We start from the raw sequence: 25,987 nt of genomic DNA on the forward strand, positions 1-25,987 counted from the left end.
TCGCCAAATCTACCGACTGAAAATCGCTCCAATTCAATACCGTTGATCACCATCTCAACCTCCTGAACAAATCAGCACTCAGTGAATCAGTCTCTTACAAGAAATGATAGTTGGTCAGAGATGTGTGCATTAGATAGGCTAAGAACGGGGGGATTACACTGGATCTGAGCTTCGGTAATGACGCCATACCATTTGTCGACGCAACCGTGACTGTCGAAATGAGGTTTTGCGCGGCTGACCATCCACTGAAACTCATCCCGTCTAAGTCGCAGTCGGAACTGCGTTTCAAATGGCATCTGGGACGGTAGCCAATCCAGCCATTCCTGCCTCACTCTAACGTGATCGTCCGGATGCATTCTCGACATCCAATCGCTAATTCGGTCAGTAACTGAAATTTTGGTCACATCGGGTGTCGGCCCCATGAAATAAACATTCCCTTGCGGATCGCTTGCCCATGGAATGTTGGGACTCGAATCAATTGTCCACCGGGCATGATCTTCAGTCTGCGTCAAAACGTCTTCAACGCGAAGATGGGCCGTTACGTCAATCGAAGTAACGGATACTCCTATTGGCTTGCCGTCGCCATCAATGACTCGTTGGTTGACAACGAGGAAAGACTGATCCGAACGCGGAGGCTTGTAGGCCTCCCTTATGATCGTCTCACCTGTAAGCACGCGTCTAAGGTCTTGTGTAACACTTTCTGCGTCGGTAGCGGGCATAAACGAGTGAACCGTACGACCGATCATGTCCTCTGGAGAAAGAGCGAACATCTTTGCAAAGCGCATATTGACACTCGTATGTACGAACGTCGTATCAAGAAAGCATAGACCGATCGGAGCAGCATGATAAAGCGCTTCCAACTGGTGAACCCGCTGGAATGAAGGGGCAGTGGTTTTGTGCCCCGTCAACGGTTTTTGGAGGTGGTGGTCGAGCAGGCTTGCGGTTTGCGCTGCATTAAGAGGTTTCCCGAACAGCCAGCCCTGGCCTAAATCGCAGCCTAGCAAACGGAGCATATCGGCCTGTTGTCGGGTCTCAACGCCCTCGGCAACGACAGCCATCCCGAGGCTTTGGCCAAGGCCTATAACAGACTCCACGATCTTCCTGCTTCCACTGTCAGTTACGATGTTGGTTACAAAACTCTTGTCGATCTTTAATTTGTCAAATGGAAAGGCATGAAGTTGAGTAAGGCTGGCAAAGCCTGTGCCGAAATCATCCAAAGCGACGCCCATACCCGCAGCTTTAAAGGCCGAAATATTCGACTGCACCGTCTCATTATTCTCCAACAATAACCCTTCAGTAATTTCGATGTGGATACGTGTTGGTGGGAATGAGGTTGAATTCACTATCATCCGAATTGTTTGAAAGAGATCAGAATCCCGAAACTGGCCCGGCGAAAGGTTAAATGCGAGAATAAACTCTCCCTGCCATCGGCTTGCCTCAGAGCAGGCCCTGCGCACCAAGTTATCTGTCAAAGAATCAATCAGCCCGGACTTTTCTGCCAGCGGAATAAACTCCGTTGGTGAGAATGCACCGTGCGTTGTATCCTTCCACCTTGCAAGCACTTCAAAGCCAACTATTGCTTCGGTACCTAATTCCACAATAGGTTGGAAGGATGGCCAGATGTCACCGCATCGGATCGCTTCATCCAGTTTAAGCGCCGCTATTCTCACGGTATCAGAAGTAAACTGGTCGAAGTCCACCACGACTGACTCCTGCGGATAATGCACTGCGAATTTGCATGATAGGTCAGCTTAACTGCTTAGGAAAGTGTAACACTTTAAAACGAGAAACAACAAAGAAAACCGTTTAAGACATGATTCTATTAAAAGTGTATTCGCTCACTTTACTGGAAGGGATTACGCCGCCCGGACAGTCGGAGAACGCCTAAATATGCTCGACAAGTTGCTTTCTGATGTTGCATCAGGCACCACCTGCCGTCCTGCAATTTCATCCCTTCGTCCTAATGGGCGACGAACAGGGCATCCTGAGTTGGGCAAATGTTGAATCGCGGCTTCGTGTTGCGTGCTTTATCATCAGTCAGTGTCAGATTGTACAGCCGATGTATCTCCGACCAAGATAGGTAAAGAGTGTATCGGCCGCACATTGCCTGCACCTCCACTTAGCTAAGCGGTTTCACTTGATTTGTTGACTATAGCGCGAACGGCACGCGTTGAAATCTTGTATTTCTTGGCAATTTCAGAGATAGGTGTTTTTCTCATAAACGCGCTTTCTATTGCTTTTCTCTCATTGATTTTCACCTTTCGCGGGCGTCCGATATGCTTTCCCTTCAATCGGGCTGCTTCCATACCAGCTCTGGTTCGTTCACTAATCAGAGAACGCTCAAACTCGGCTAAGGCCGCCATAATGTGAAATATAAGCCGACCTCCAGACGACCTCGTATCGATACTCTCCGTTAATGACTGAAATTCGACACCTTGCATCCCAAGATTATTAACAAGTTCAACGAGGTTAACGAGAGACCTACCGAGTCGGTCAAGTCGCCAAACTACTAACGTATCTCCATTGGAAAGGTGATCCAGTGCAGCCTGAAGTCCTGGTCGGTTAGATACTTTCCCAGAAACGCCTTGATCTGTATATATTTTGCTACAACCTCCTAAGCGAAGCGCATTTAGCTGCAAATCAAGGTGTTGGTCGTCTGTGGAAACCCTCGCATAACCAATGCGTTCTATTTCTTTTTTTGGTTTTACGGTATCGGCGTTCTTCTTATCTGTTCGTGGGCGCATAGTAAATATTCTGAAGTTTGCCATTTATCTTAACGCCATTCTTGTTCTCGCGAACCCCCTTAGCGTTGACATAAAGGGAACCGTTCGCGTCACCTTTTGGGGCGCATTGGCGATGGCAATCACGGCTGGTATTGGGGCCCTGGTCGGCACAGCGGTCTGACCGTCGATCTGAGTTTTTAGGGAATACATATGTAAAGAAAAATTAAAGTAGTCGGTGAGAGGCATGGCTCTAGAATTTGCTCATTCTATAGCTCGGGGAGACTGAAGATGCGGTTCTCGGTTGAAGATCGATCAAAAACAATCCTGCTGATTTTTGCCTTGTGCGGACTTGTGATGGGGCTCGGCCTGCACTTTTCCGGCTATTCATCGGGAGCACGGATAATCTGGGCAATTGCCACTTTGCCTGTGCTGGCAACTTTGTTTGTCGAGATTTTCAGGAGTTTATGGCGAACAGAGTTCGGGTTGGATATCGTCGCGGCGTTGTCAATGTCGGCCGCACTGGCATTTGGGGAAATGCTGGCGGCTTCGATTGTCGCCCTCATGTACACCGGCGGAGCCTTCCTTGAAAGCTTCGCCGAAGGACGAGCACGTCGTGAGATTCACGCTTTGCTGTCCCGTGCACCGCGAACAACAATGCGTTATATCGACGACAATCTCGAAGAGATTGCCGTTGATACTGTTCGTCCGGGTGACCGCCTGCTAATTCGTCAGGGGGATGTCATCCCTGTCGACGGAAGTATTGCGTCTGCAAAGGCCTTTGTGAACACGTCTGCGCTGACGGGAGAATCCCTTCCGGTCTCGCTTGCGGCCGGAGCCGATGTATTGAGCGGATCAATGAATGCTGGTAATGCATTCGATATCGTTGCCAGACACGAAGCGAAAGACAGTACCTACGCTGGCATTGTTCGCCTCGTTGAAGAGGCCCAGCATTCGAAGGCTCCAATGTCGAGACTGGCGGATCGGTGGTCTGTCGGTTTTTTGATCGTGACAGTCGTGATTGCCTTCGGTGCATGGTGGTTCACGGCAGACCCGATAAGGTCGGTTGCCGTCCTCGTCGTGGCGACGCCATGTCCTCTCATCCTGGCGGTACCTGTCGCTCTTGTTGCCGGTCTATCGCGCACCGCCCATTTCGGCGTGCTGGTGAAGGGTGCTGGTCCCTTGGAAAACATGGCTCGTATCAACACGTTGGTGCTGGACAAGACTGGAACACTGACAGATGGTCGCCCACAAATTACTTCGATCCACCCGCAGCCTGGATTGAGCGAAAATGATCTACTGCGTTTCGCCGCCTCCCTTGACCAGGTGTCCAAACATCCGATGGCGCAGGCTCTTGTACTAGCCGCTCAGCGGCGCGGTATAAATCTTGTATTGCCGACCGATGTGAGCGAACTGGCAGGAGATGGCGTGGCGGGCTGGGTCGATGGCAAAAGCGTCGTTGTCGGCGGACACAGCTTCGTTGAGAGGCAGGTCAACGCAATACTGAGTGAAATCCCCCATACAGAAGCTGGAGCGGCCCTGGTTGCAGTCGCGATAGACGGTAGCATCACGGGTTATATCATTATGGCCGATCCCTTGCGCGGCGAAGTGGTCGATACGTTACGGGGCTTACGCAAAGATGGCGTCAAGCGAATAGTGCTGGCGACAGGTGATCGTGCTGCAGTGGCCAAACGCATCACTAAGGGTTTGGGATTTGATGCCATCTACTCCGAACTTTCACCCGATCAAAAGGTGCTGACCGTGCTCAGCGAGCGTAAGAACGGCCCCGTGATGATGGTCGGAGATGGGGTCAACGACGCGCCCGCACTTGCAGCGGCTGATGTTGGCGTTGCCATGGGTGCGAGGGGAGCGGCGGCTTCGGCAGAGGCGGCCGATGTCGTTCTTCTCGTAGATAGAATAGACAGACTTCGCACCGGGATAGAAATTGCCAAGCGATCAAGACGCATTGCTGTCGAAAGTGTTGTGGTTGGGATTGGTCTTTCAGTTATCGCCATGATCGCAGCAGCGTTGGGTTATCTGTTGCCTGTCCAGGGCGCATTGCTCCAGGAAGCGATTGATGTCACCGTCATTGTTAATGCGCTGCGAGTGTTGAGAATCTCACCAACCGCCAGCTGATGGTCGCGGTGGTTTTGTTGCGCCACAGCTCACCCTTTGACGCGTACAGTTTTCTATCGCCAAAACGCGATTTTCGGTCGGTTCCGCCGCTTCAAAAGCCACTGAATGAAATGATTGTCAGTCAGGTTTTTGAAGCCGCTCTCTGTTTCTTTTTCCGCAGCCTAAGTGCTGGTGTTTATCGGCGATTATGAGGGCACCACCCGTCACCACTACCTGGGCCTTCAGCACTAGGCATCGTGACGCTCAACAGGCCGGTGTGTTTGTAACCCGGCAGCTAAGTTAGCAGATAGTAGTTTTAGTGTGCCAGTCAGAGACATTGGTTCCTTTAAAGCGGGCATGAACTGGTAGCACGAACTGATCCGTTATGTGTGTTTTCCGGAAGATTTTTACGTAGAGTCAAGAACACCCGGTGTGTCTCGGGCGGTTTTGGCCTGTTGTGTGCTTTTGTTCGAAGTCGCGCGTCATGATCGTTAGAGTGAGCAAACCGAATCGTGTTGATATCGGCATCATTTGGTGATACTTATGACGCTTCAGCTAGGAGTCAAATTATGCGCTCAACCATCAATCTTGATGACAATCTTTTAGAAAAAGCCAGATTGTTGACCGGAACGAAAGAGACAGCCGCTTTAGTCCGACAAGCGCTAGAAACACTTGTGCGACTAGAGACTGGTAAACGCCTTATCGCCCTTGGAGGCACGATGCCGAACGTTGAAGCAGCTCCTCGCCGCCGGAGCTCAGTGAAGAAGTGATATTGGCAGACACTTCAATTTGGATTGACCATTTCCGCAGCGGCGATAATGAGCTCATTAAAATTATCGCTGATGATCTTTTGCTTTGCCATCCAGCGATTATAGGCGAACTTGCGTTGGGCAGTCTCCGAGACAGGACGAGTGTATTGGCTTTTTTGAATGTGCAGCGTGAAGCTCAAGTCGCAACACATGACGAAGTCATGACCATGGTTGAAATGCACTGCATTTTTAGCATGGGCATTGGCTATACTGATGCCCAATTGCTGGCATCAGTTCTTCTCGACCGGCGAGCTTCACTGTGGACCCGAGACAAGCGCTTAAAGGTTACGGCTGAAAAAGCCGGTGCACGGCTTTACGAGCCGCTGCACAATTAATTATTAAATGACATTATCCATTTCACGGTTTGTTTTGAGAAAAAGATATTGCGATCAACATTTCAAATGATCAATCCAATCATCTGATTGCCAGTCAAGAACGCATCAAGCGCACAACCGCGAACATCGCTGTTGTGCGCTTTCGCCATTAGTCATCGAGCGTGCTGGCAAAAAGCGAAAGCGGCGGGTGTACTTCAGGATCCGTGATTACTTCAATCAATGTAGAACGAGAGCCGGACTCGGCATTTCGTAGTGCTAGAGGAAGATCCGCCTGATCATCCACCCTTAAACCTTCACATCCACACGCACGGGCAATAGCGGCGTGATCGACTACTGAAAAATGGCAAGTGTGGTGTATCGGTTGAACTTGACCGTCTCAGCGTCTTTCTGGAAACCTAGGATACCGTCGTTTAAGACTATAACAGTCACGGGGATTTCCACTCGGACCATGGTTTCAAGCTCCGCCGAGGAAAGAGCGAAGCCTCGGTCACCTTTATGGTCTTCAACTTTAACGGTGGAACTGCCCATCAACGTGGCTGAAATCATGGCTTGAGAGCGCGGAACAGCTCCAGCAACCCAGCTTTCAATCCAGCGACATCATCGTCTTCCGCGCGCAATGCTATCTCGTTCATTGCCCCGTTGAGCAGCACAGCCAATGCTGTGGGGCCAGACGAGAAGCGGATGGCACCTTCGCTGATGGCCTCCTCCACGCCGATCCTTAGAAGATCAAAAGAAAGCTCGCGATCGAGCGCTTCCCACTGCTCTCGTCCGAGTACACCTGGTGCATCGACAACGAGTATACGGCGGTTTTCGGGTTTAACCATAAAATCGATCCAAGCCGTCGAGCCCTTTTCCAACGCCTCAATAGAAGTGACCACATCCCTCGTTGCGATTTGGATCGCCTCTGCCGCCCCGGAGGCAAGGTCGCGGCATACAGCTTCAAACAAGTCTGCTTTATCGCGATAATGATGATAGAGTGCGCCGCGTGTTACTCCCGCCTCGTCTATGATCGCATCCGTGCTGGTCATGGCATAGCCATTGCGGGCAAATAATGTCCGCGCAGCTGCAACCAATCGCCCTCTTGTTTGGATGGTACGCAGTTCGTTTTTGCTCATAATCGCCCTTCTATAAGATATTGACAGACAGTCTGTATGTTTATATGATCATAAACATACCGATAATCTGTTTGTTTAAATCTGGCAAGGAGTCCTATCATCCGATTTTTCGATCGCTACCCGATAATCGTCACCGATAAAAAAGACGAAGCGCGCGACTTCTGGCTTAAGTATTTGCAGTTCGATGTGACTTTCGATAGTCAATGGTTCTGCCTGCTGACTGCAGAAAACAGTACTGCTTCGATTGCTTTCATGACGCCAGATCATCCGTCGTCACCGCCCGGCCCCGAAACCTTCGCCGGAATTGGCCTGTGCTTCGAGATGGAGGTTGGCGATGCTAAGGCCGCTCACGACGAACTGATAGAAAGGGGATTACCCGTTACTTACCCGCTGACTGATGAGCCGTTCGGCCAACGCCGTTTTGGATTTAAAGACCCTTCGGGCCTATGGATTGATATTGTCGAGCAAATCGAACCGCGAGACGACTTCTGGGGCAAATACATGATGTGATCGATGTGCCACCACATTACTTCTATATTGTTGGATCTGTTGCAAAAATGTGGGTGGGGCAAAGCGTGGCTGACCGCTGGACGCAATTATGCTGCAAGTACTGTGAATTGTTGTTTGAGTGAAAGCGGTGCGGTTGACCCGAAATTACCTTGCAGCTTTCGCATCATGTGAACGAGCTCAATACCAGCCAGAGTGATGCTGGCGGCGGCTTCGGACTTGAAGCCGAGCATGCATCGTATCCGTCGTTTGACCCGGCGATGATCTTGCTCGATGGCGTTGTTCATGTATTTACTGGAGCGGATGGTGATGGGCTGTCCACCCTGTCGCAACCGGTTTTCAGCATCGCATTGCATAATGGCCGTCCGATTGGCCTGACTGCCGTCAATAGTTATCTTCTCTGGCCTGCCATGTAGAGCCAGTGCTTTGCGCATAAAGCGTTTGGCAGCTTTCAGGTCGCGGTCTCTGCTGAACAGAAATTCTACGGTATTGCCGTTGCTGTCGATGGCACGGTACAGATAAAGCCACTCACCTTTGACCTTTACATACGTCTCATCCAGATTCCATTTGCGTGTGACTGGACGCTTCTTCCAATTGAAACGCTGAAGCAACAAAGGGCTGAAATGCAGAACCCAGCGGTGCACTGTGGTATGGTCCATCGTTATGCCGCGCTCGGCCATCATTTCTTTCAGATTGCGTAAGCTCAGATTATAAGTCAGGTACCATCGAACACACAGAAGGATGACAGACTTGTCGAAATGGCGGCCTTTGAACATCTAAAATACTCGGCTGATTAAAAGTCAGGATACTATCAGCTCATCCATTGACGAAAAGTTTGCAACAAAACCACTGAGGCACATGCATTTCCAGATTGCTGGTCAGAATCGGGTCGATGGTTCCTCACCCTTAGTAATATAGCTCATTGGGCACCTTGAGTTGATCTGAACCCATGAACCCGACATTGAGCAACCTCACAGTGCCGACCCAAAATGCAGCTCGAGTTCAATTATGTCCACCCCCTCTCCGCAGAGTTGGATGGACAAGAACTGCAAAACTACCCCCACGGTATATCCTCATCACGAGCTTGATGCACTTCAGATATGTTTTCCAATCGGAGACTATGAATGATGGTTATAGGTCTCGCGCACGAATTACTAAACAGGGCTTGTACTGCGGTTATAAATGCTTGCGACTGCCGTTGTGACTCTTGTCGGAGGTAAAGGTGGATAGCTCCTTGTCCCGATAATCTACAGAATTTACCTGCGGGGTATTTTGGGTGCTCGCCATTCGCGTCAGAATGATCTTGGTGAGTATCAATGCCGGCGAAGCGAAAACGAAAAGCAAGGCAACCGTGAGAAATGCCGTATCGAAAGCGATTACCGTAGATTGGACTGCGACAGCCTTGCCCAAAAAAAACCTGGACGCCTGATCTGCAGCCACAGTAGTCATCCCGCGAGCCTCAAGAACTGCCGCACTAGTTCCCAATCGTTCACCTACAGCAGAATATCCAGCTGTAATATGGCTGCCGAGCACCGATACATTGCCTGCAATATGCCGCGTCATTAGAGACTGAAGACAAGCTACACCTAGGAGACCGCCGAACTGGCGACCAGTGTTGAAGATTCCAATCGCAGCAGGGAGGCTGCACGCGCTCACCGTACTGAATGCGATCAAGGTAATGGAAAGAAATAGAAAGCCGAGGCTCAAGCCCCGCAGGAGAACGGCGTTTCTCATGTCGCCTATTCCGCTATCGATCGCTGAGCCTGACAAGAGCCACATAGAAGTCATAAGCATGACAATTCCGAAAGGTACGGTGGCAATTGGAGAGACACCGAGGCCCTGGATGAAAAAGGCAGATAAGAGAAGCGAAAATACAAAAAAAATGCTACTGGCAAGCAAAAGAACACCGGTATCCGTTGGCGTGAAAGCCAAAACGGAGACTGCGAAATTCGGAATCAAATAGCTGCTTCCAAATAGCGCTGCACCAGCTACAAAACTTACTATGAATGCGAACGTAAAATTGACTGATCTGAAAACGCTCAGTTCGAGCAGTCCGTCATCCTCAGGCCGGCTCGCTTGTTGACCGACAAACATGCAAAGTGTCACAACACCTATTCCGGTCAGCCACCGGATGCGACGTTCATCGAACCAGTTCCAACGGTCGCCTTGGCTGAGCACATAGACGAGGCAGAAAAGCGTGATCGATGCGAGTAGAAAGCCACTCCAATCAAAGCGCCTATAGGGAATATGGTTATCGATGGGTTCTTCTGATAGGAGCACAAGCCCGGCAGCCAGCAGTCCGATAGGAACTACTGAGAGAAAAATCCATGTCCATGAATAGTTGTCCAATAGCCATCCCTGGAGGGCCGGTATGATAGTTGCTGGTGCAACGACAGCCCCTATTGCAAACAAGGCTTGCAGCAATGGTTGGCGAGAAGCGCGAAAATCTCGGAAAATTACTGTTTGTCCGATAACCAGTAAAATTCCTCCCGAAAACCCCTGACATGCGCGCATAACAATCAGCAAGTCCAGTCGGATCGTCAGAGCTGTGACTGCACTTGCCACTGTTATTGTCAAGGTTGCTACAACAACGATAACGCGCATATTGACAGTCCTCGCTATCCAGGACGCTGTCAGGAACCCAATCATTTTCGAAGTCGTATACCCGACATCGAGCCATGCAAATTCATCTGGAGTTGCATATAGGTCACCGATCATGTCACCTTTGGCAAGTGTCAAAGCTGTACCCGCAATCGCGTCAGTCAAAGTGGCAATCACAATGCCAGCGAGGAGGAGGCATCCTGTATTCTGCCTGGTCTGGATCGAGACGTTTCGGCGAGAGATCATCAGCCCTCGCTCCCCATAATGATCTGAACCCGGGCAGAAAGTCCGGGAACCAGGCGACCAGGAATTGGGTTCTGAACAAGTTTGATCTTGACTGGAACACGTTGCACGACACGGACAAAATTGCCGGTTGCGTTATCAGCAGGAAGAAGACTGAATGTGGATCCGCTACCCGGCGCAAAACTATCAACTTTTCCGTCGATAATTATTCCTGGGTAGGCGTCGAGCGTTACTTGAGCTGACTGGCCGGGTTGAATGTTCTCGATCTGTGTCTCTTTGAAATTTGCGACAATCCATACGTCCTTGATTGGCACCAGATCGATCAAGGAGGCTCCAGGGGATACGAGGCGTCCGACGCGGACCTGACGGTTACCAATAACACCCTCAAAGGGAGCGCGAACGACTGTATTGTCGAGATCAATTTGGGCCAGATCACGCGCAGCCTTGGCCAGCAGCACAGCAGCCAGGACAGCTTCCTTTTGTGTTGTGAGAACTTTTATGCGTGCTTCTTGTGCCTCGAACGCGGCCTCTACACCTAGCAAAGCGGCTTCTGCTTTTGATCTGGCAGCATCGCTTTCGTCGACCTGCGCCCTGCTGACCGAATGTGTTCGAACGAGTTCACGCTGTCGCTGGGACGCTTTGACAGCAAGAGCAAGATCTGCTTGTGCCGCCTGCTTCTGCGCCATCGCCTGCTTGACCAAAATATGCTGCAGCTGGATCTCAGCTTCTACATTTTCGATATGAGCCTGTGCGGCCTGCAAATTTGCTTCAGCTTGCGACAGACGGGCGCGGAAATCTAAGTCATCGATTCTGAACAAGACGTCATTAGCTCGCACCGTCTGATTATCGGCCACTTCTACGACGGTGACATATCCGGTTACCTTGGGTGCTATAGAGGTTGTATTGGCACGAACGTAGGCATTGTCAGTCGTCGCTCGCTCAGTCGAGCGCGTCCACATCCAGCCTCCTGCAGCGGTTGCAATCGCAATGAGACAAAATACCAGGCCAACGATTTTCTTCTTACTGGTCGACATGTTTGCACCAATTGGTAATTGCCATTACCGTTGACAGATACGGTAATGCCAATTACCAGTCAAGCAGCAATATTGAAAAGGCAGATATAAGTGACCGCCACGAAAAGCGAACGGACACAACTTCGACGGCAGGCTATACTTCGTGCCGCAGCTCAGCTTTTTTTCGAGCAAGGCTACGCCACCACCAGTATCGATGCGATCATTGAGCGTACAGGTGGATCAAAGCGAACAATCTACAGCGAGTTTGGGAACAAGGAAGGATTGTTTCTGGCTCTGGTCGCCGACAGTGCTGATCGCGCAATCTCAGCACTCTCTCTAGACTACAATACCCAAAATGACTTGCCCAACACGCTGACAGTTTTTGGAACTCACTTACTTGCGGTTTACATGAGCCCTCCAGTCCTGGGTATTTATCGTATCATTATCACTGAAGCTGGTCGAATTCCCGATCTTGCGCGCGAGTTTTATGAGAAGGGCCCGGGCCGCACCACGGCTCATCTCGCTAAAGTTCTCCAGGCTGCAGCCGACCGCAAAGAAATTCAGATAGACGATCCTTTGCTTGTTGCCGGGCATTTCGTTGGAATGATCCGGGACAATCTTCATTTGCAGGTTGTGCTCGGATTACGACCTCCCCCCACGGAAGGGGAGGCGCAGGCCACTGTCGCCTCTGCTGTAGCGCTGTTTCTTAATGGTGTGCGGCCTCGGTGAGGTTGTTACGCTCAGGCCGAAGCAGAACGCACACATTGGAGAAATCAAGCCTTGGCTGCCACCGGAAGCCGGAACGGCGCGCCGAGGCGATTGAACGCGTTCATCGCGGCGATCGTGATAGTCAAATCGACGAGGTCCTTCGGTTCGAAGGCGGCTGAGGCCGCGGCATAAGCCTCGTCGGAGGCATGGGTCTGGCTGACATTTGTCACTTCCTCGGCCCAAGCGAGAGCGGCCCGTTCCTGATCGTTGAACAGATAAGGCACCTCGTCCCAGACCGGCAGTAGAGTGATCTTGTCCACTGACATCGTTTTGCGCAGATCACGGCTGTGCATGTCAATGCAGTGGGCGCAACCATTAATCTGCGACACGCGCAGAAAGACGAGGTGTATCAGCTCTTCCGGCAGGTTCGTCTTAGCTGTGACGTAATGGTGAACACCATACAGCGCCTTGGCACCTTCGGGTGCGACTTGGGACCAGTTCATTCGGGACATGTTGTTTTCCTTTCTTGAGGCGCGACTCTTCATAAGCCGGAGAGCCGCCCTTGCTCGGTCAAAAATTAAGAAGGTTCAGGAACCGTGTCGTCTGACTACGGTTTGCGCGGGGTCGTCAGGGCGGTATCGTCTGTATCGACGACGAAGACAGCGAGCAGTTTCGCCGGCTCTGTCTTACTGGCGTTGGCGGATACATCGTGCAGGTCGCCCGGCAGCTCGGTGAAGTTCTGACCGGCGGTAAAGGTCTTCGTCTCGCCACCGTTCACGGCGCTCTGGATCGCGCCTTCTAGGACCGTGGCATAGATCAGCGCGGACTTCGCATGCGTGTGGGCGGAGCTGTAGCCGCCGGGGCCGTACTCGACGAGGACGCCCTTGACGCTCTTGCCTGGAACGTCAGGAAGAAGCTGTTCGTAGACCAGGGTGACCTTGGCGTCCTTCGTATCGTATGCGAGCGCAGGCTTCGTGACGTCGTGAGCCTGAGCTGTGACCAAAGAGGCCGCGAGCACAGCGGCAACATAGATGAACTTCTTCATGATTTTTCTCCTAATTTGCTGTGGGCTAAGCGTTAAGCCATTCGGCGATCGTGATCCGGCCTTTAATGCAGTCTCCGCCTGGGACAAGCGATCCATTGACGACTGGGGCGCCGAAGTACTCGACTTCAGAGTCCGCTTCTACGACAGGAGCGTCCTCCTTCGCATCGAGATACATCCGGACGATGGATTCGAACGATGCCCGTTCCGGCCCAGCAAGATCGATATTTCCGTTCTTCGGTTCGCCTAGCGCAGTCTCCACCAGAGTGGCGGCGACGTCGTCGGCTGCTATCGGCTGTAAGTCGATATCCGGTACCTTCACGCTACCGTCGGCTGAATAGGCGCCGACCAGGGTCTCGATGAACTCATGAAACTGCGTTGCCCGGATGATTGTATAACCTTGGCCCGAGGTTGCGACAGTCTCCTCCTGCACCACTTTGCCCGCCATGTAGGGATTGGCGGCAAGACCGTCCGCGTTGACGACCGATAGGACGACGTGATGGCGCACGCCAGCGGCCTTTTCCGCGCTCGTCAGGTTCCTGCTTGACGTCCCAAAGAAGTCGACGAGTGCTTCCTTGCCAAAGGACATTATGTTCGACACATCAATGACGGCGTCTGCGTCTGCGAGGGCTTCGGCCAACCCTTCTCCCGTATAGACGTTGATACCGTTGCGAGAGCTTGCGACGACGGCTTCGTGGCCGGCGTCTTCCAGCAGCTTCACTGCCTTTGAGCCGATAAGGCCCGTGCCGCCGATCACAACGACCTTCTTCATCTTGGTCATGGTGCTTTCTCCTATGACGAGGCGCGCTTGCCCGTCTTGCGTTCGTGGAGTTCGAGGAAGGCGCATCCGCGGGCGGCGATACCGCCGTCGTCGTCAGCACCGAGATCAGCCAGAAGGTCCGCAACGGACACCTTGGCGAGTTCTGCGCGATAGGCCTTCTCGGCCTTCAGCATTGCAGCGTTGATCTGACAGGGCTTGGTAAAGTAGCGCTGCGGCAGAGGGTTTGGCCCCCGCTGGCGGATCTCGGCGCACCGGAAGGCGGGTGCCGGTCCTTCGACCGCAAGGACGATGTCGAGTAGGCTGATATCCTTCGGGGCCTTGGCCAAGCGGTAGCCGCCCCTCGGTCCCGGCGTCGTCGCGACTATCCCGGCGCCCGAGAGCGCCTGCAGGTGCTTCAATAGATAGCTCGTCGATACGCCGTGGAGTTCGGCTAGTGCTGCTGCCGACAGGACGCCGTCGTCGGACAGTCCGGCCAGGAATGCCGTGCAGTGGATAGCCTGCTCAACGCCTTCGCTCAGTTTCATAATGAATCTCCTAATCGTAGATATAATTTATCTATGATTAGGTTCATTGTCAATACCTGTTTAGATCGAACGTATTGATCATGGAATTGCCCGCCTTTCGGATAGTAGCGAGTATGATGATCGGTGCCCCCAACGTATAAGCAACCTTCTAAAAATGAAGCTGTCCGCCGTATTTCCAATAGATTCTGACGTTGTGGTGAAGGTTCCAGGAAATGCGTCGGTCATCCGGGTAGCCTTGACTGCATCTTGTAAAAACGCCCCAAACGCAAAACCTCCGACCCTCCGATCATTTCGCACAAGACGAGAAGGGCAGCACGGGGTGAGATATCGAGCTTGCGGCGATGATGCTGGCTGAAACCAATGGCCTCGCCAGCACCTGTTCAATGAACCCGGCAGTTTTGACGAGGCGCGACGGCCGGTAAACCGCCGCCCTAACATCTGGCGCGCTAGCAACAACTGGTCATCTTCTTCGAAACCGAGGTCGACCCCGGTGAGCAACACGAATAGTTCTCAGGCAGCCCATATTGAACGACAGCACATGTGTTTGGCTTGTCATCCCATCGCGGGCAATGGTCAGGGCGTGATCGGTTGAGCGAATATCGCGCACCACCTTCTGCAACATCAAGTCCTCATTGAACCACAGCGATGAAAGGTCTCGACAAACCAGAACTCTTCGATGTTCCCTCTCTCCACTGGCGACTGCTCAAGTCCCTCTCCGAGACGCGCAAGAGCGACACCCACGTCAAAAGACGGTCGCATAAGTTTATTGGGCGGAATATTTGTTAGCGGCTCATTTGTTTTTGACGTAGAGTCAAGAATATAGGAGCGGCTTTTAACCCGCCACCTAAGTCAAAGCTTTGTTCAGATCGCTAGTCAAGATCTCTGTTCCACTTCACCTCGGTACAAACATGACGCCATTCATGTAGAAAAGGAACACCGAGGTTGCGCTTCGGCATGAACTCACATCACAAAAAGCGATATAGCATTTTCGCATTGAACGAAATCGAACCGCTGACCCGTTGTTACTACGCGCCAATAGGAGACATGGCTCCCCCATCGCCGCAACGATAGGACCGATGATTGTCTTAGTGAGGCGTCAGTGTCCCCCCCCTTTGCGTTGGAGGTACGTGCACCTGGCGTAAATCCGCGCACCCGTCCGGACCAAACGATCAGAAGGGCGATGACGAGCAGAACGGTCAGCGCCCAGGGAAACGCCGTGGGTCCATACGCATCCAAAAGAATACCGCCCATGATCCCGCCACCTGCGATGGCGCCATTCCAGGCGACGACGTTCATCGACAGTGCAACGTCTGCACCATCACCCGCGGTGTCAGCCAGGGCGGTTTGCAAGAGCGTTGCGGCGCCGCCGAATGTTAGGCCCCAAATGGCAACGCCACCATATATCACCCAAGGCGAGATCGAAACGATTCCGAAAAGCAGGGATACCAGCCCGAAGGCGGCCAAACTGGTCAGCACGGTTGCTCGCAAGAGACGGTCGACCAGCTTTCCCGCCATCCAGATACCGACGAGCGCAGCCAATCCAAAGACCAGGAGAACAAGGTCGACCCGATCCTGCATCCCGGCCGACTCAACGAAGGGCGCGATGTAGGTGTAGAGAATGTTGTGAGCGAGCATCCATGCAATGACAACGGAAAGGACTGGTCGAACACCGGGGGTTGAAAATACCCGAAGCAGTGGCAGTCGATCGCCCTTCTTCTGGCCTGGATAGTCAGGCACTTTCATTACGACCCAGCCGATCAGGACCAATGTCAATATCGACATAATCCAAAAGGCGGTTCGCCAGCCGATCCGCGCACCAAGCCATGTCCCCATCGGCACGCCGAGCGACAGCGCGATCGGCGTGCCTACCATAGCGATCGCCATTGCCTTCCCCTGTTGGTATGAGGGGACCATGCGTCTTGCATAGCCTGCCAAAAGGCTCCAGGCCAAACCAGCGGCAACGCCGGCAAAGAAACGTGCGACCAAGGTAAGCGTATAGTTGGACGAAATCGCTGTAACCGAGTTGAAGATCAGAAACCCAATGATGGTGGACAGCAGGACTGTCCTGCGCCGCCAACTGCTTGTGGCAATGGTCAAAGGAATCGCCGCTAGCAGCGAACCGAGGGCGTAGACGGTCACCATCTGGCCAGCGAGGGATGGAGAAACGCCCAAACCGTCAGTGATTTGCGGCAGTAGCCCCGCGGGGAGCGTCTCTGTGAGAATGCAAATAAAGCCAGTCATCGCCAGTGCGAGTAAGCCAGCAATGGGCAATCGTTCGGTATCGTTGTCAGATTCGGTAGCTTTCATCGACTATATGCGCCTTGATATATGGATCGAATGATCCAGATATCTATATCACAACCACTTGGCAAGATATTCTGGATCGAATAGTACAGAATAAATTTACGGAGGTATATTATGGCTCGAACGGGGCGGCCAAGAGCGTTTGACAGGGAGAAGGCACTGGATGCCGCGATGATCCTATTCTGGGAGCAAGGCTATGAGCCGACCTCTCTCAATCAACTGAAAGCTGCGATGGGAGACATTTCTCCGGCAAGTTTTTATGCGGCCTTTGGGTCTAAGGAAGCCCTCTTCGACGAGGTCGTTCTGCGCTATCAGTCCTCCTACGGGCGCGTAACCGCGAGCCTGAAGGATGAGACACTACCACCGCGCGAAGCTATCGAGACCGCTCTGAGGCTTTCAGCAAAGATGCAAACCGATAAGACGCACCCGCCAGGATGCTTGATGATCCTCGGTGCCAGCAACTGTGCGCCCGAAAATCGTCACGTAGATGATGTGCTCGCAGCCGACCGGATGCGAAATCGTGGAGGCATCGAAACCTGCATCAGGCGTGCGGTCGATGCGGGAGAGCTTGTCAGCACCACGAATATTCGGGGGCTAGCGAACCTATTTCATACCTTCCTGATGGGAATTGCATTTGAAGCGCGGGACGGTGCTGATGGCGGCGATATCAACGAAGCTGTGACAGCACTGATGCAGATATGGGATCGGCACATGGCGACGTGAGAGTGGCCTGGTCAAAGGGGCGGTACTGGATGACTGCTTCGGGGCCACTGCAAACCAACTGTGTTTAGCTAAGCTCTTGAAGGGGTTCGAACTGGCCACCCACTGTTCCTCACTTCCTGTGGCTGAGGAGTATTATCCCAGAATTCGCAAAGTCAAAAATCCGAGCGTAATTCCATGGACGTAACAAGGAAAAGAGTTTTTGCAGCACTTCCTGCTCGAAGAGGAACAGTCCCATCCAACTTTAAGCCTTTCTGAGCTTTCCGCCACGTCTGCCAGCAGCAGAGTGGTCGCATACTCCATATTGGAACGTGCCAGAACGATTGACGACATGACGGAACGCCACGCAGCCACCGCGCTAAAGATCTCATCCGCCAAAACGCATCGCTCCGTTCTTGAACGAAAGAAATTCCGGCGATACGGGATCGCCAGAACTCCTATAAACACGAGATTATTATCCATGGGAGGGTAGAAACACACCACGGAACCGCATTTTGCCGGAAGAAAGCCGATCATAAGCCTCCGTTGCCTGGTCCAGCGAGAAGGTTTCGACAATTGGCTTGACCTTCCCCTTCGCGGCAAGGTCAAGAATTTCGGCTAGATAGTGCTGTCCCCCATGCGTGGAACCAATCACCCGTTGACGCATCATGTGGAACGGCTTGCCGTCGGACGGGATAGAGAACGGCTTACTGAAGTCTAGTCCGCAAAGGACGATGCGCCCGTCGGGCCTTACTCCCCCGATCGCCTTTTCGGCGGTGTCGAAGTCATTTGTCGTAACCAGAAGAACGTCCGCACCTCCGGCATCCAGCAGCTCCTTGCCATCGGCGACGACGATGTCAGCGCCGAGATCGGTGGCCAGCTTGTGCTTGTCCGGTGAATGCGTGATCGCGATGGTCTCGAATCCCAATGCTTTGGAGAATTGTAGTGCGACGTGGCCCAACCCGCCGATGCCCAGCACCGCGATCCTGTCACCGGGCTTCGGCTCCGCATCGCGCAGACCGCTCCAGGTGGTATAGCCCGCGCACATCATAGGCGCGGCATCCGTATAGTCGAGCCCATCGGGCAACAACACAGTACCTTCGGCCGAGATCGCGATGTACTCTGCGTGCCCGCCTTGCGTCGCGAAACCGGTCGTTCTGGGTGAATCGCAGTTCATGGCCGTCTGGCCGGTCAATGGTCGGTTCTGGCGGCAGTACGAGCATCGGCCGCAAGAGGACTGCACCCAGGTGGTGCCGACCCGGTCTCCCACCTTGCGTGTATGAACGCCCGCACCGACCTCAACAATCTCGCCGACCACCTCGTGACCGGGGGTTTGCGGATAGATGTCACCGCCTGCGCCCTGGGTCGCCCAGACGTCCGTATAGCACATGCCGGATGCGTGAACTTTCACAAGGACTAGTCCTGGCTCTGCCTTGGGTACGGGAACCTCTTGAACTTCCCAGGGGCGGTTCGCCCCGGTCATCACAACAGCTTTCATCTTCATTAATTTCTCCTCTCTTCGCGGGCCACTGGTGGGGTTGGCGGCCTGGCCCTTGCGAGAAACCATCCGGTAACCCGCCCCGTCCCACTTTATGACGCGTTGACTACCGAAACAATCTGAGCAATTCTTGCCGTGATGATGAAAGCAATTCACCAATCTAAGGGCAACGATCTGGCGGCCTTCGCCGCATTCCTAGCGGTCGCGACCCATCGCAGTTTTCGGAGCGCCGCTCAGGAACTCAACATGACGCCTTCGGCGATCAGCCATTCGATCAAGGTTCTCGAAGAGCGGTTGAACGTCCGCCTGTTCAACCGAACGACTCGCAGCGTCTCGTTGACGGAGGCAGGAGAGCGCTTTGCCGCAAAACTGCGCCCTGCGGTGGCTTCAATTGAGGAAGCCGTTAAGGATCTGGAGGGAAATGATCCGGTCCCGAGTGGAACCGTACGGATCAATGCCAGCGAAGGGGCTATCCGGATGGTATTGCGGCCGGTGCTCGCACGCTTCCTGCGAGAGTATCCTCAGGTCCATCTCGACATAGTCAGCGATGGTAGGCTCAGCGATATCGTCGCCGATGGCTTCGATGCCGGGATCCGATTGGCGGAGGCAGTGCCGAAAGACATGGTGGCCATCCCGATAATGGGAGAGGTGCGCTTTGCGGCTGTTGCATCCCCAGAGTACTTCGAGCGTCGAGGACATCCAGTCTTACCGCGGGATTTATACCGCCACGATTGCATCCGCTTCCGGTTTGAAAGTGGAGCAATTTTCCGATGGGAATTTGAACATTTGGGCGCTGTCGAACGGATCAACGTTTCCGGTCCTCTCACATTGAGTGACCAACCGCTAATGGTTGAAGCCGCAATCGACGGGATCGGCATCGCGTTCGTGCCCGATCACCTTGCGGCAGATGCGCTGGAAGACGGTCGCCTAAAGCGGGTTCTGGAAGACTGGTGCCCCGCATTTCCGGGACTGTGCCTGTATCACTCGGGGCGTCGCCACGTATCGTCAGGTCTGAGAGCACTGATCAATACACTCACTGAACCACTGGCAAATATCGAAGTATGAACGAGGTCAGGGTCGTCGCCCGCACAGTACTGAGCTAAATCGCTGGCGAACGGCCTCACGACGTCCACGCGTGTTGAATAGCCAGCCGCTTTAAGCATAAGGTGCAGCGGACAATCGAACGATCACGGAGCCTTGAAATGGACGCGTACGGACATCTGCGGATATTGGTGAGCCTCATTCTCGGCCTTTCCATCACTCGCGTCCTTTCCGGCCTTTCCAGAAGACTCCAAGAGCCGGTGAGAACCGATCGCATGCATGCGCAGATTGTCTGGTCGATTGCCTTGCTGCTTGGGGCTATTCATTTCTGGTGGTGGGAGTTTGCACTTCGCGAGATCCAGAACTGGCATTTCTGGATATACATTTTTGTTCTGATCTACACATCATTGTTCTTTTTGATGTCAACGCTGCTTTATCCCGACCACATTCAGGAATTGTCAGAACGGGAAAGTTTCTTTTTGCGCAGGCGACATGCTTTCTTTGCGCTGTTTGCCGCTTCCTTCGTGTTCGATCTGATGGACACCTATATCAAAGGTAGAGAACACTTCGAGCAGCTTGGACCGTGGTATCTGGCACGGATTGCCGCAGGACTACTCATCGCGCTTGTGGCTATGAGAACCGATAACAGCCGTACAATCATGTGGTTGGGTGTGTTATGGCTCTTGCTTGACGCGATCTGGATAACAGCAATCTACAGTGACTTACTGTAGCCAAAACTTTTTAGACGCAAATACGCCAACAAGACTCGGAATCCGCACCTTACAGTCCGCAGACGCGATCGCGAGCTATCGGTTACTTAATCGGAAGCGCACAACTCAACGCACCTCAGACCGGACCGGATCAAAGCATCAGTTACTCATCACGACGTGCGAAAAGCAAGACGAGATTTCCTTGTTGGCCCCCAATTTACGCGCCCATTTAATCAAAACAGGCCCATCTCCGTCATCAGGCATACCACCCCAAACGTCCTTGAACACTGGTGCCCCGGAGGAACTGTCGAAGAAAAAATAGCCTGGGTCAGCAATAGGCGTCGATGCGTATATGACGGTCCAGGTTCCAGAACGAAGAGCCGTATCAATTTCAATGCTCGTGGGCTTCACCTTCTTATCCAGGCTCTTGGCGATAAGTGTAGCATACTGCGCCTTGTTCTCTTTGGTGAGGCTTTGATCGACACCCGCACATGGATCAGCAGCAGCAGCAAGTTGGCTCCAGCCAAAAAATCCAAAGAGAAAAGCTCCGACAGTATATGTTGGCGTTCTAAACATATTCAGGTCTCCTCGCTAATCAATGATAGCAAAGTTGTTTCATTGGGGGCAAGCTCATAGTGATCGCGCCTCGCTATTTCGCTGGAAAGCAAAGCCGTCTTTGGAAGGGGCTTGAAGCTTGAACTCGATTGCGTTGTCGCGCAAAGATTTCAAGGAAGTGCGACCCCGTGTCGAACACTGCTCAGCTCCACTCGGTATCGAGCTCAGCGAGACAACGTCCGTGGCAACTGGGCACGTCGATCGCATTGGCTGCCTGCCAACGCCAGCCGCAACCGACGAGCCCTACGTATAAGCGCGGTAAAGCTTCTTATCCTAACTATAAATCCTTTAGTTGAATGTTGCCGAGTCCTGCTACTTCCGGCTGACGAGAACATCCGGATTAAACGTCACACAGCGCAAGGCAGACAACCCTTGCTAGTACCGTGAAAGGATAAGAACATTTGAGCCCTGCCAGTGGGCGATGCGCTGATAGCCAGTCAGGAACGATGCGGCAAGAACTGAGCCTGCTATCAGTCCAGCGTTTAACGTTTATACCAATTAGTGGCCGGCTCCTTCGAGGCTCACAGTCTCGCTCAATCAAGTTTAGTTTGTGCAGTTAGGATCGCCAACTCGCTTGATGTAAGGATGACGGTATATCGATAATGGGATGAACCACGCTCTCGACCATGAATGGCGCATGCTACGAAACTGATCTGCAGGCCTCCATCAGATGTAGCTTCTGTATGAGATACTCTGAGTGCTTCGTTATAGATTGTGGCTGTATCTGCCCATTCGCGCCTTGCGGCTCCAACGTTTACAATCATTACATTCCCTTTCTTATCGTCTGCCGGAGCAATTGATGGTGAGCTGAAGTCCTCCCGGGCGTTTCTATGAGGCTGTCAGGTTTAATAGAAGAACCATAAACGATGGTGTTCTCATCCTGTTTGAGGATGGCAGATAAAAAGGAGCCGCTTGGTTCGATTGGCAGTCGGCACACGTTTTTTATTCGAATACTGGCCACCAACCAACACTCCGCATTTTTGGGTTGGCAATGTGCTCTGTTCGACGAAACTGGGCTCTGCGTTCTTGGAGTGGAGCCTTTAATTGACTATCCGTTTATGTCGCCGAATAGCCCGGTTCAAGCGTCGTGTGCGGAGCGCGATAAGCAAGTCCAAGATTTAAGCGCGATAATGCTTCCAGCAGTGATTGAAAGGCGATAGTAGTTGCCTTCGAATTTTTCTTAGATTCCAATGAGCCAACGAAGATTATCTTGTTGCTTTGTATTCCTGCATTTTCTCAATTTCACGAATGAATTGCTCTGCATATTGAGCTGTGTCAAAATAGTCCTGCTCATTTACTCCAAGATTATGATGACGGGTAAACACTGCCTTCAATCGATCCAGAAACTTGGGCTCAGTCTCAGCCAGATGGCCGATAAGGACCTGAAGTATCTGTTCGTGAGCCAGAACCTTCCGTTCGAGTGCGGTTGTATCATTTCTCATCGGGTTTACCACCTCTCGGTCCATGACGTCCCGTGCGCGAGCGGGAAAATCCACCGCACGCACGTCGCAAGATGTTTGCAAGCCTGGTCCAATCCCGGGAGTGTTCACTCATCTGCCGATGAGCATTTCTAAGGTCGCCTTTACTGGCAGCCTGATCCTCTTCATGGCGCGGACGTACAGGTTGATTGTGTTCAGACGATGTGGATGAACGCTCCTTTTTCATTTCAGCCTCCTGTTAATGCACGCTTGCATTCGCGCTAAAGCGCTTTAGCAAGCGCATTGCTACATGCTGTGGCGAGCGCAGCATTCGGTTGTTCCGCTCCCAACGGCGTGGCCCAGCCGGATTTTTCGATAAGCGTGCGGCGCGAATAGGCCGGTGCGGCTTTGTATTCGGCCATCACCTTTACGGCCTCGGGATCTTTCTTCGATTTTTCCAGGCAGTATGGTGTAAGCGCGAGTGCCACACCGTCAGACATATTGGACGCGATAAGACGTTCTGACGTCCCTCCCGTGACCCAGCCGCCGAAGGTAAAGCCAACAGCCATTGTTGCAATCGCACCAACTATCGCTCCGCCAAAAGCGGAATTTATCCATTGGGCATTTTTCATGATGAAATCCGATCTTCAACGATCGAACGCGCCTTATTGCGCGTTGAAATGGATTATACCACTCTTATCTGAATAGCTTGCACGAATTCTACCTACCTGGGAACTCTTGCTTCCGCGAGTTCGTTCGGCGGCGCTTCGAAGGGATCGCGGATCAGTTCAGGAGGTGCGATCCCCCCGTTCGACCAATAGGGCATCGCCGTTTTCCGGGTCAGTGGAAACTGTTGGCAAAAATGTGAAGATATCCTTGCTTGGGCCGCCCCCGAATGTCTACTTGCGCTTTAGGTCGAAAAGGCGCACTGTTTTTTATGCACAGCAGTTGAAACGGGCGCTGTCGTTGGGAGAGAATAATCTCCTGCCCCAAAATGAAGGAGGACACGCGATGTCTTCCGCTTCACGTCTATCCTACTTTGGCCCAGAAGATTTCCCTTCGCTTCGTGCTTTCCTGCAACGTTCCGGATATTCGCTGGAGGGTTGCGAAAAACCAGAGACTCGCCTGGAAGCTGCCAAACACCTTTGTGAAATTTTCAGCGACGGAAGCCAAGATCCTGTGCAGATGCTGGACATACTTTTGGCAATCCGCGCCCAACGGCTATCACAATCCAATCAAAGAGAACTGGAAGCCTGGGAGAATGAGGGTGGCTATACGGCCCCGCAAGTCACTGCAAAATCCTTGGTCTTACGATGGCCTCCTCGAAAGCGGCTCCGATTGAGGTTGGCCCATGGCTGATAATCCGCGTTTCCTGACGTTGAGCTGAATATGGCGACTTCGATTAAGGATCGAGAGGCCTGTTTCACGAGGAGCTTACCGGGCTGGCATCGTCTCAATGACACGTGATCAATCTGGCGAGGATAGAATGTCAGCCCAAAAATCTTTGGATCGTAAATTGAGTGTGTATCTGATCGCGTTTCTCATCATATGCATCGACATCGGATTGGTCGCGTGGGTGCTCGGTTCCTACGTCTATTAAGTACTGGTATGCAACGTCCTAAAACGTCTGCTTTCCAACTATAATGAAGTCAGCATTTCCATGTGTGCCGACGTTCTTTACGTCCACGTTCAGCAAACCGTTGCCTTTTTCCGATGATAATTGAACAAGATCTCCTAGATAAGCCTACCGGAGTATATCCATGCTTGCCCACAAGACGCCCTTTGTAAACGTCTTCTCGCCTTCCGTGAGTATGGAAATACTGTAGCTAACAGAACCGAGGTTCTTTCCTTCGCAATACAAATTGCCTATTGAACTAAATTTAGATGTTGGCATGATTAAATCCTGATACAGGTTGTGTCTCCTCACCAAGCAAAGTGGGAGACACAGCTATAACTAATGCCGTTTGGTTTTGATCAAGTCATTGGCAGGAGTATTAAAGCGACCTGCAACAACATCTGTTGACGCATTTTTCTCATTGACCTTATCTTTCTTTGGCTTTCTTATTTCTCGGTTACTTCTTTTCTGACCACGGGGCATTTTGAAAACTTCCTGTTTTTGAGGAATTAACTAATTCTTTTACGGGACCAGTCCAGTGATGGTTCAAATCACCGCTGGAGATACTTCCACATTCTTACGGGCATCTTGCCGAGAAACCTGCGGTATCCCTCACGATGATGAGCGTCCAGATTGAAATTCCTGAATGAGTAGCCTTGCTGCGAATATGTGAGCGGCACGGTTTTCTGCGGTATCGTAAAGCCGATAGCCGGCGCGTCGCAGTATTTCACGCATCATTCGAAAGTCGGTAGGTCCAAAGTAGGGCTTGATAATTTTGGAAGACATTTCGTCCTCCTTGTATTGGGGCTGGAGTATGCACTCGCAACCGACAGCGCCCGTTTCAAAAGCTGTCGAGACATGCACCATGCGCTTTAAATTTGAGCAAAGCAACTGAGGCTGAATTGCGACGGCAGACCGGCTCAATCGTTGCCTAAAAAGCTAATTCATGTCCTCCACGGTGATGCGATAGGAAGTTTGCCGAGCCTGTGAATAGACCTCGCGAGCAGCATCGTAGATCAGTTTCCGTGAGGCGTCGAAGGCAGCAAGAAGCGATGATTCCGTCGCTGCAATGGCGCCATTCTTCTCCAGGGCGGGCTTATCGATTAGAAATGGGACGGAGGTCATTCCATCGTAGCCGACAAATCGCACGCCCACCTCAAGATCATCGAAACTTCTGCTGGGGTTTGGAAATGAAAGGGCCATTACTTTTCGCTTTTTACTGCGTCGCCTTCGTCATCGCAACGATCGACGGCATTTGCCATTCTTCGATGTTTTTTGATAAATTGTGTCAGGGCGATCTGTAGCCGGCCTTCGTCACGTGTTCCCTCCTGAAATCGACGCGCCAGATAACGTGCAGCATCAGTGCGCAAATCTTGTGTGTCGCCGGGTTTGCGAGCCTCCCTTAGAAGTCGCGAAATCATAGTGATGTTTCTGGAATTCAACGCGATGGAAGACATTTCGTCCTCCTTTGTTGCGGGTCAGGCATTTGAAGCTCAAATGACAGCACCCGTTTCAATTACTGTCGTTATAATCATCATGCGCTTTATGTAAGGAGAAAGCAAATAAGGCTCCAA

General features: G+C 52.3%; 27 protein-coding genes and 2 pseudogenes. 9 read left to right on the forward strand and 20 right to left on the reverse strand.

All coding sequences use genetic code 11. The annotated features are described in order from the left end of the window. Nucleotides 1-86: 86 nt before the first annotated feature. The 3 genes from RT142_RS11560 to RT142_RS11565 form a co-directional block, all read right to left on the reverse strand. Nucleotides 87-1,703 (reverse strand): EAL domain-containing protein, encoded by a 1,617-nt coding sequence (locus RT142_RS11560; RefSeq protein ID WP_171380404.1) that lies wholly within the window; start codon nt 1,701-1,703, stop codon nt 87-89. Nucleotides 1,704-1,960: 257 nt separating this feature from the next. Further along, nucleotides 1,961-2,104 (reverse strand): SOS response-associated peptidase family protein, encoded by a 144-nt coding sequence (locus RT142_RS24390; RefSeq protein ID WP_353368084.1) that lies wholly within the window; start codon nt 2,102-2,104, stop codon nt 1,961-1,963. Nucleotides 2,105-2,123: 19 nt separating this feature from the next. After that, nucleotides 2,124-2,768 (reverse strand): recombinase family protein, encoded by a 645-nt coding sequence (locus RT142_RS11565; protein ID WP_408912965.1) that lies wholly within the window; start codon nt 2,766-2,768, stop codon nt 2,124-2,126. Here RT142_RS11565 and RT142_RS11570 point away from each other — a divergent pair. The 4 genes and pseudogenes from RT142_RS11570 to RT142_RS11585 form a co-directional block, all read left to right on the forward strand. Further along, a pseudogene (locus tag RT142_RS11570) lies at nt 2,755-2,904 on the forward strand (VIT family protein); the annotation flags it as partial. The gene RT142_RS11565 and the pseudogene RT142_RS11570 overlap by 14 nt on opposite strands. 107 nt (nt 2,905-3,011) lie before the next feature. Next, a complete protein-coding gene (locus RT142_RS11575; RefSeq protein WP_171380403.1) occupies nt 3,012-4,856 on the forward strand; it encodes a heavy metal translocating P-type ATPase in 1,845 nt (614 codons plus the stop codon). A 548-nt stretch (nt 4,857-5,404) separates the two neighbouring features. After that, nucleotides 5,405-5,605, forward strand: a complete 201-nt coding sequence (locus tag RT142_RS11580; RefSeq protein WP_171380402.1) for a type II toxin-antitoxin system VapB family antitoxin — start codon at nt 5,405-5,407, stop codon at nt 5,603-5,605. Beyond that, nucleotides 5,602-5,979, forward strand: coding sequence for a type II toxin-antitoxin system VapC family toxin (locus RT142_RS11585; protein WP_171380401.1), 378 nt, complete (start codon nt 5,602-5,604; stop codon nt 5,977-5,979). Before RT142_RS11580 ends, RT142_RS11585 begins: the two co-directional genes overlap by 4 nt. A gap of 148 nt (nt 5,980-6,127) precedes the next feature. On the opposite strand, the pseudogene RT142_RS11590 reads toward RT142_RS11585, so the two are convergent. Beyond that, nucleotides 6,128-6,510 (reverse strand): annotated as a pseudogene (locus RT142_RS11590) (thiamine pyrophosphate-dependent enzyme). Between the two features lie 11 nt (nt 6,511-6,521). After that, nucleotides 6,522-7,094, reverse strand: a complete 573-nt coding sequence (locus RT142_RS11595; RefSeq protein ID WP_171380400.1) for a TetR/AcrR family transcriptional regulator — start codon at nt 7,092-7,094, stop codon at nt 6,522-6,524. 126 nt (nt 7,095-7,220) lie between these two features. On the opposite strand from RT142_RS11595, the gene RT142_RS11600 reads away from it, so the two are divergent. Next, nucleotides 7,221-7,604, forward strand: a complete 384-nt coding sequence (locus RT142_RS11600; RefSeq protein ID WP_313028717.1) for a VOC family protein — start codon at nt 7,221-7,223, stop codon at nt 7,602-7,604. A gap of 86 nt (nt 7,605-7,690) precedes the next feature. Here the strand turns inward: RT142_RS11600 and RT142_RS11605 are convergent, their stop codons facing one another. The 3 genes from RT142_RS11605 to RT142_RS11615 all read right to left on the reverse strand — a co-directional run bounded on the left by RT142_RS11605 (nt 7,691) and on the right by RT142_RS11615 (nt 11,479). Beyond that, nucleotides 7,691-8,377, reverse strand: a complete 687-nt coding sequence (locus RT142_RS11605; protein WP_171380399.1) for an IS6 family transposase — start codon at nt 8,375-8,377, stop codon at nt 7,691-7,693. A 400-nt stretch (nt 8,378-8,777) separates the two neighbouring features. Continuing rightward, nucleotides 8,778-10,448: a DHA2 family efflux MFS transporter permease subunit gene (locus RT142_RS11610; protein ID WP_171380398.1), complete on the reverse strand. Its 1,671-nt coding sequence runs from the start codon at nt 10,446-10,448 to the stop codon at nt 8,778-8,780. Beyond that, entirely contained in the window at nt 10,448-11,479 is a 1,032-nt protein-coding gene (locus RT142_RS11615; protein ID WP_171380397.1) for an HlyD family secretion protein, read from the reverse strand. Before RT142_RS11615 ends, RT142_RS11610 begins: the two co-directional genes overlap by 1 nt. A 90-nt stretch (nt 11,480-11,569) precedes the next feature. Between RT142_RS11615 and RT142_RS11620 the strand changes: the two genes are divergently transcribed. Further along, a complete protein-coding gene (locus RT142_RS11620; RefSeq protein WP_171380396.1) occupies nt 11,570-12,187 on the forward strand; it encodes a TetR/AcrR family transcriptional regulator in 618 nt (205 codons plus the stop codon). Nucleotides 12,188-12,231: 44 nt separating this feature from the next. Here RT142_RS11620 and RT142_RS11625 read toward each other — a convergent pair whose 3' ends face one another. The 5 genes from RT142_RS11625 to RT142_RS11645 all read right to left on the reverse strand — a co-directional run bounded on the left by RT142_RS11625 (nt 12,232) and on the right by RT142_RS11645 (nt 16,820). After that, on the reverse strand, nt 12,232-12,678 hold the full coding sequence (locus tag RT142_RS11625; RefSeq protein ID WP_171380395.1) for a carboxymuconolactone decarboxylase family protein: 447 nt from the start codon (nt 12,676-12,678) through the stop codon (nt 12,232-12,234). Nucleotides 12,679-12,773: 95 nt separating this feature from the next. After that, nucleotides 12,774-13,211, reverse strand: coding sequence for a cupin domain-containing protein (locus RT142_RS11630; RefSeq protein WP_171380394.1), 438 nt, complete (start codon nt 13,209-13,211; stop codon nt 12,774-12,776). A 25-nt stretch (nt 13,212-13,236) separates the two neighbouring features. Then, nucleotides 13,237-13,989 (reverse strand): SDR family oxidoreductase, encoded by a 753-nt coding sequence (locus RT142_RS11635; protein WP_171380393.1) that lies wholly within the window; start codon nt 13,987-13,989, stop codon nt 13,237-13,239. A gap of 11 nt (nt 13,990-14,000) precedes the next feature. Beyond that, entirely contained in the window at nt 14,001-14,513 is a 513-nt protein-coding gene (locus RT142_RS11640) for an RrF2 family transcriptional regulator (RefSeq protein WP_171380392.1), read from the reverse strand. 960 nt (nt 14,514-15,473) lie between these two features. Beyond that, complete coding sequence (locus tag RT142_RS11645) at nt 15,474-16,820, reverse strand: MFS transporter (protein ID WP_313028697.1); 1,347 nt, start codon at nt 16,818-16,820, stop codon at nt 15,474-15,476. Between the two features lie 111 nt (nt 16,821-16,931). Here RT142_RS11645 and RT142_RS11650 point away from each other — a divergent pair, with 111 nt between their 5' ends. Then, nucleotides 16,932-17,540: a TetR/AcrR family transcriptional regulator gene (locus RT142_RS11650; protein ID WP_171380391.1), complete on the forward strand. Its 609-nt coding sequence runs from the start codon at nt 16,932-16,934 to the stop codon at nt 17,538-17,540. Nucleotides 17,541-17,991: 451 nt separating this feature from the next. On the opposite strand, the gene RT142_RS11655 is transcribed toward RT142_RS11650, so the two are convergent. Then, the gene (locus tag RT142_RS11655; RefSeq protein ID WP_235972539.1) at nt 17,992-19,020 is read right to left on the reverse strand and encodes an alcohol dehydrogenase catalytic domain-containing protein; all 1,029 of its coding nucleotides are present in this window, start codon (nt 19,018-19,020) and stop codon (nt 17,992-17,994) included. A 132-nt stretch (nt 19,021-19,152) separates the two neighbouring features. On the opposite strand from RT142_RS11655, the gene RT142_RS11660 reads away from it, so the two are divergent. Both RT142_RS11660 and RT142_RS11665 read left to right on the forward strand, forming a co-directional pair. Next, nucleotides 19,153-20,079 carry a LysR family transcriptional regulator gene (locus RT142_RS11660; protein WP_007881816.1) on the forward strand — a complete coding sequence of 309 codons (927 nt, stop codon included), beginning with the start codon at nt 19,153-19,155 and terminating at the stop codon, nt 20,077-20,079. Nucleotides 20,080-20,246: 167 nt separating this feature from the next. Beyond that, entirely contained in the window at nt 20,247-20,786 is a 540-nt protein-coding gene (locus RT142_RS11665; protein ID WP_235819074.1) for a hypothetical protein, read from the forward strand. 138 nt (nt 20,787-20,924) lie between these two features. Here the strand turns inward: RT142_RS11665 and RT142_RS11670 are convergent, their stop codons facing one another. The 6 genes from RT142_RS11670 to RT142_RS11695 form a co-directional block, all read right to left on the reverse strand. Continuing rightward, nucleotides 20,925-21,341 (reverse strand): hypothetical protein, encoded by a 417-nt coding sequence (locus RT142_RS11670; RefSeq protein WP_112808309.1) that lies wholly within the window; start codon nt 21,339-21,341, stop codon nt 20,925-20,927. A 1,244-nt stretch (nt 21,342-22,585) separates the two neighbouring features. Beyond that, on the reverse strand, nt 22,586-22,822 hold the full coding sequence (locus tag RT142_RS11675) for a hypothetical protein (protein ID WP_094543862.1): 237 nt from the start codon (nt 22,820-22,822) through the stop codon (nt 22,586-22,588). Between the two features lie 257 nt (nt 22,823-23,079). Continuing rightward, nucleotides 23,080-23,430: a hypothetical protein gene (locus RT142_RS11680; protein ID WP_007881804.1), complete on the reverse strand. Its 351-nt coding sequence runs from the start codon at nt 23,428-23,430 to the stop codon at nt 23,080-23,082. A gap of 1,595 nt (nt 23,431-25,025) precedes the next feature. Then, the gene (locus tag RT142_RS11685) at nt 25,026-25,199 is read right to left on the reverse strand and encodes a hypothetical protein (protein ID WP_171380390.1); all 174 of its coding nucleotides are present in this window, start codon (nt 25,197-25,199) and stop codon (nt 25,026-25,028) included. Nucleotides 25,200-25,352: 153 nt separating this feature from the next. After that, nucleotides 25,353-25,616: a DUF1488 domain-containing protein gene (locus RT142_RS11690; RefSeq protein WP_171380389.1), complete on the reverse strand. Its 264-nt coding sequence runs from the start codon at nt 25,614-25,616 to the stop codon at nt 25,353-25,355. Then, nucleotides 25,616-25,870: a hypothetical protein gene (locus RT142_RS11695; protein WP_122066533.1), complete on the reverse strand. Its 255-nt coding sequence runs from the start codon at nt 25,868-25,870 to the stop codon at nt 25,616-25,618. The genes RT142_RS11690 and RT142_RS11695 overlap by 1 nt, the downstream gene beginning before the upstream one ends. Between the last annotated feature and the right edge of the window lie 117 nt (nt 25,871-25,987).

This window comes from Brucella sp., from assembly GCF_032066345.1.
Lineage (GTDB): Bacteria > Pseudomonadota > Alphaproteobacteria > Rhizobiales > Rhizobiaceae > Brucella > Brucella pseudogrignonensis.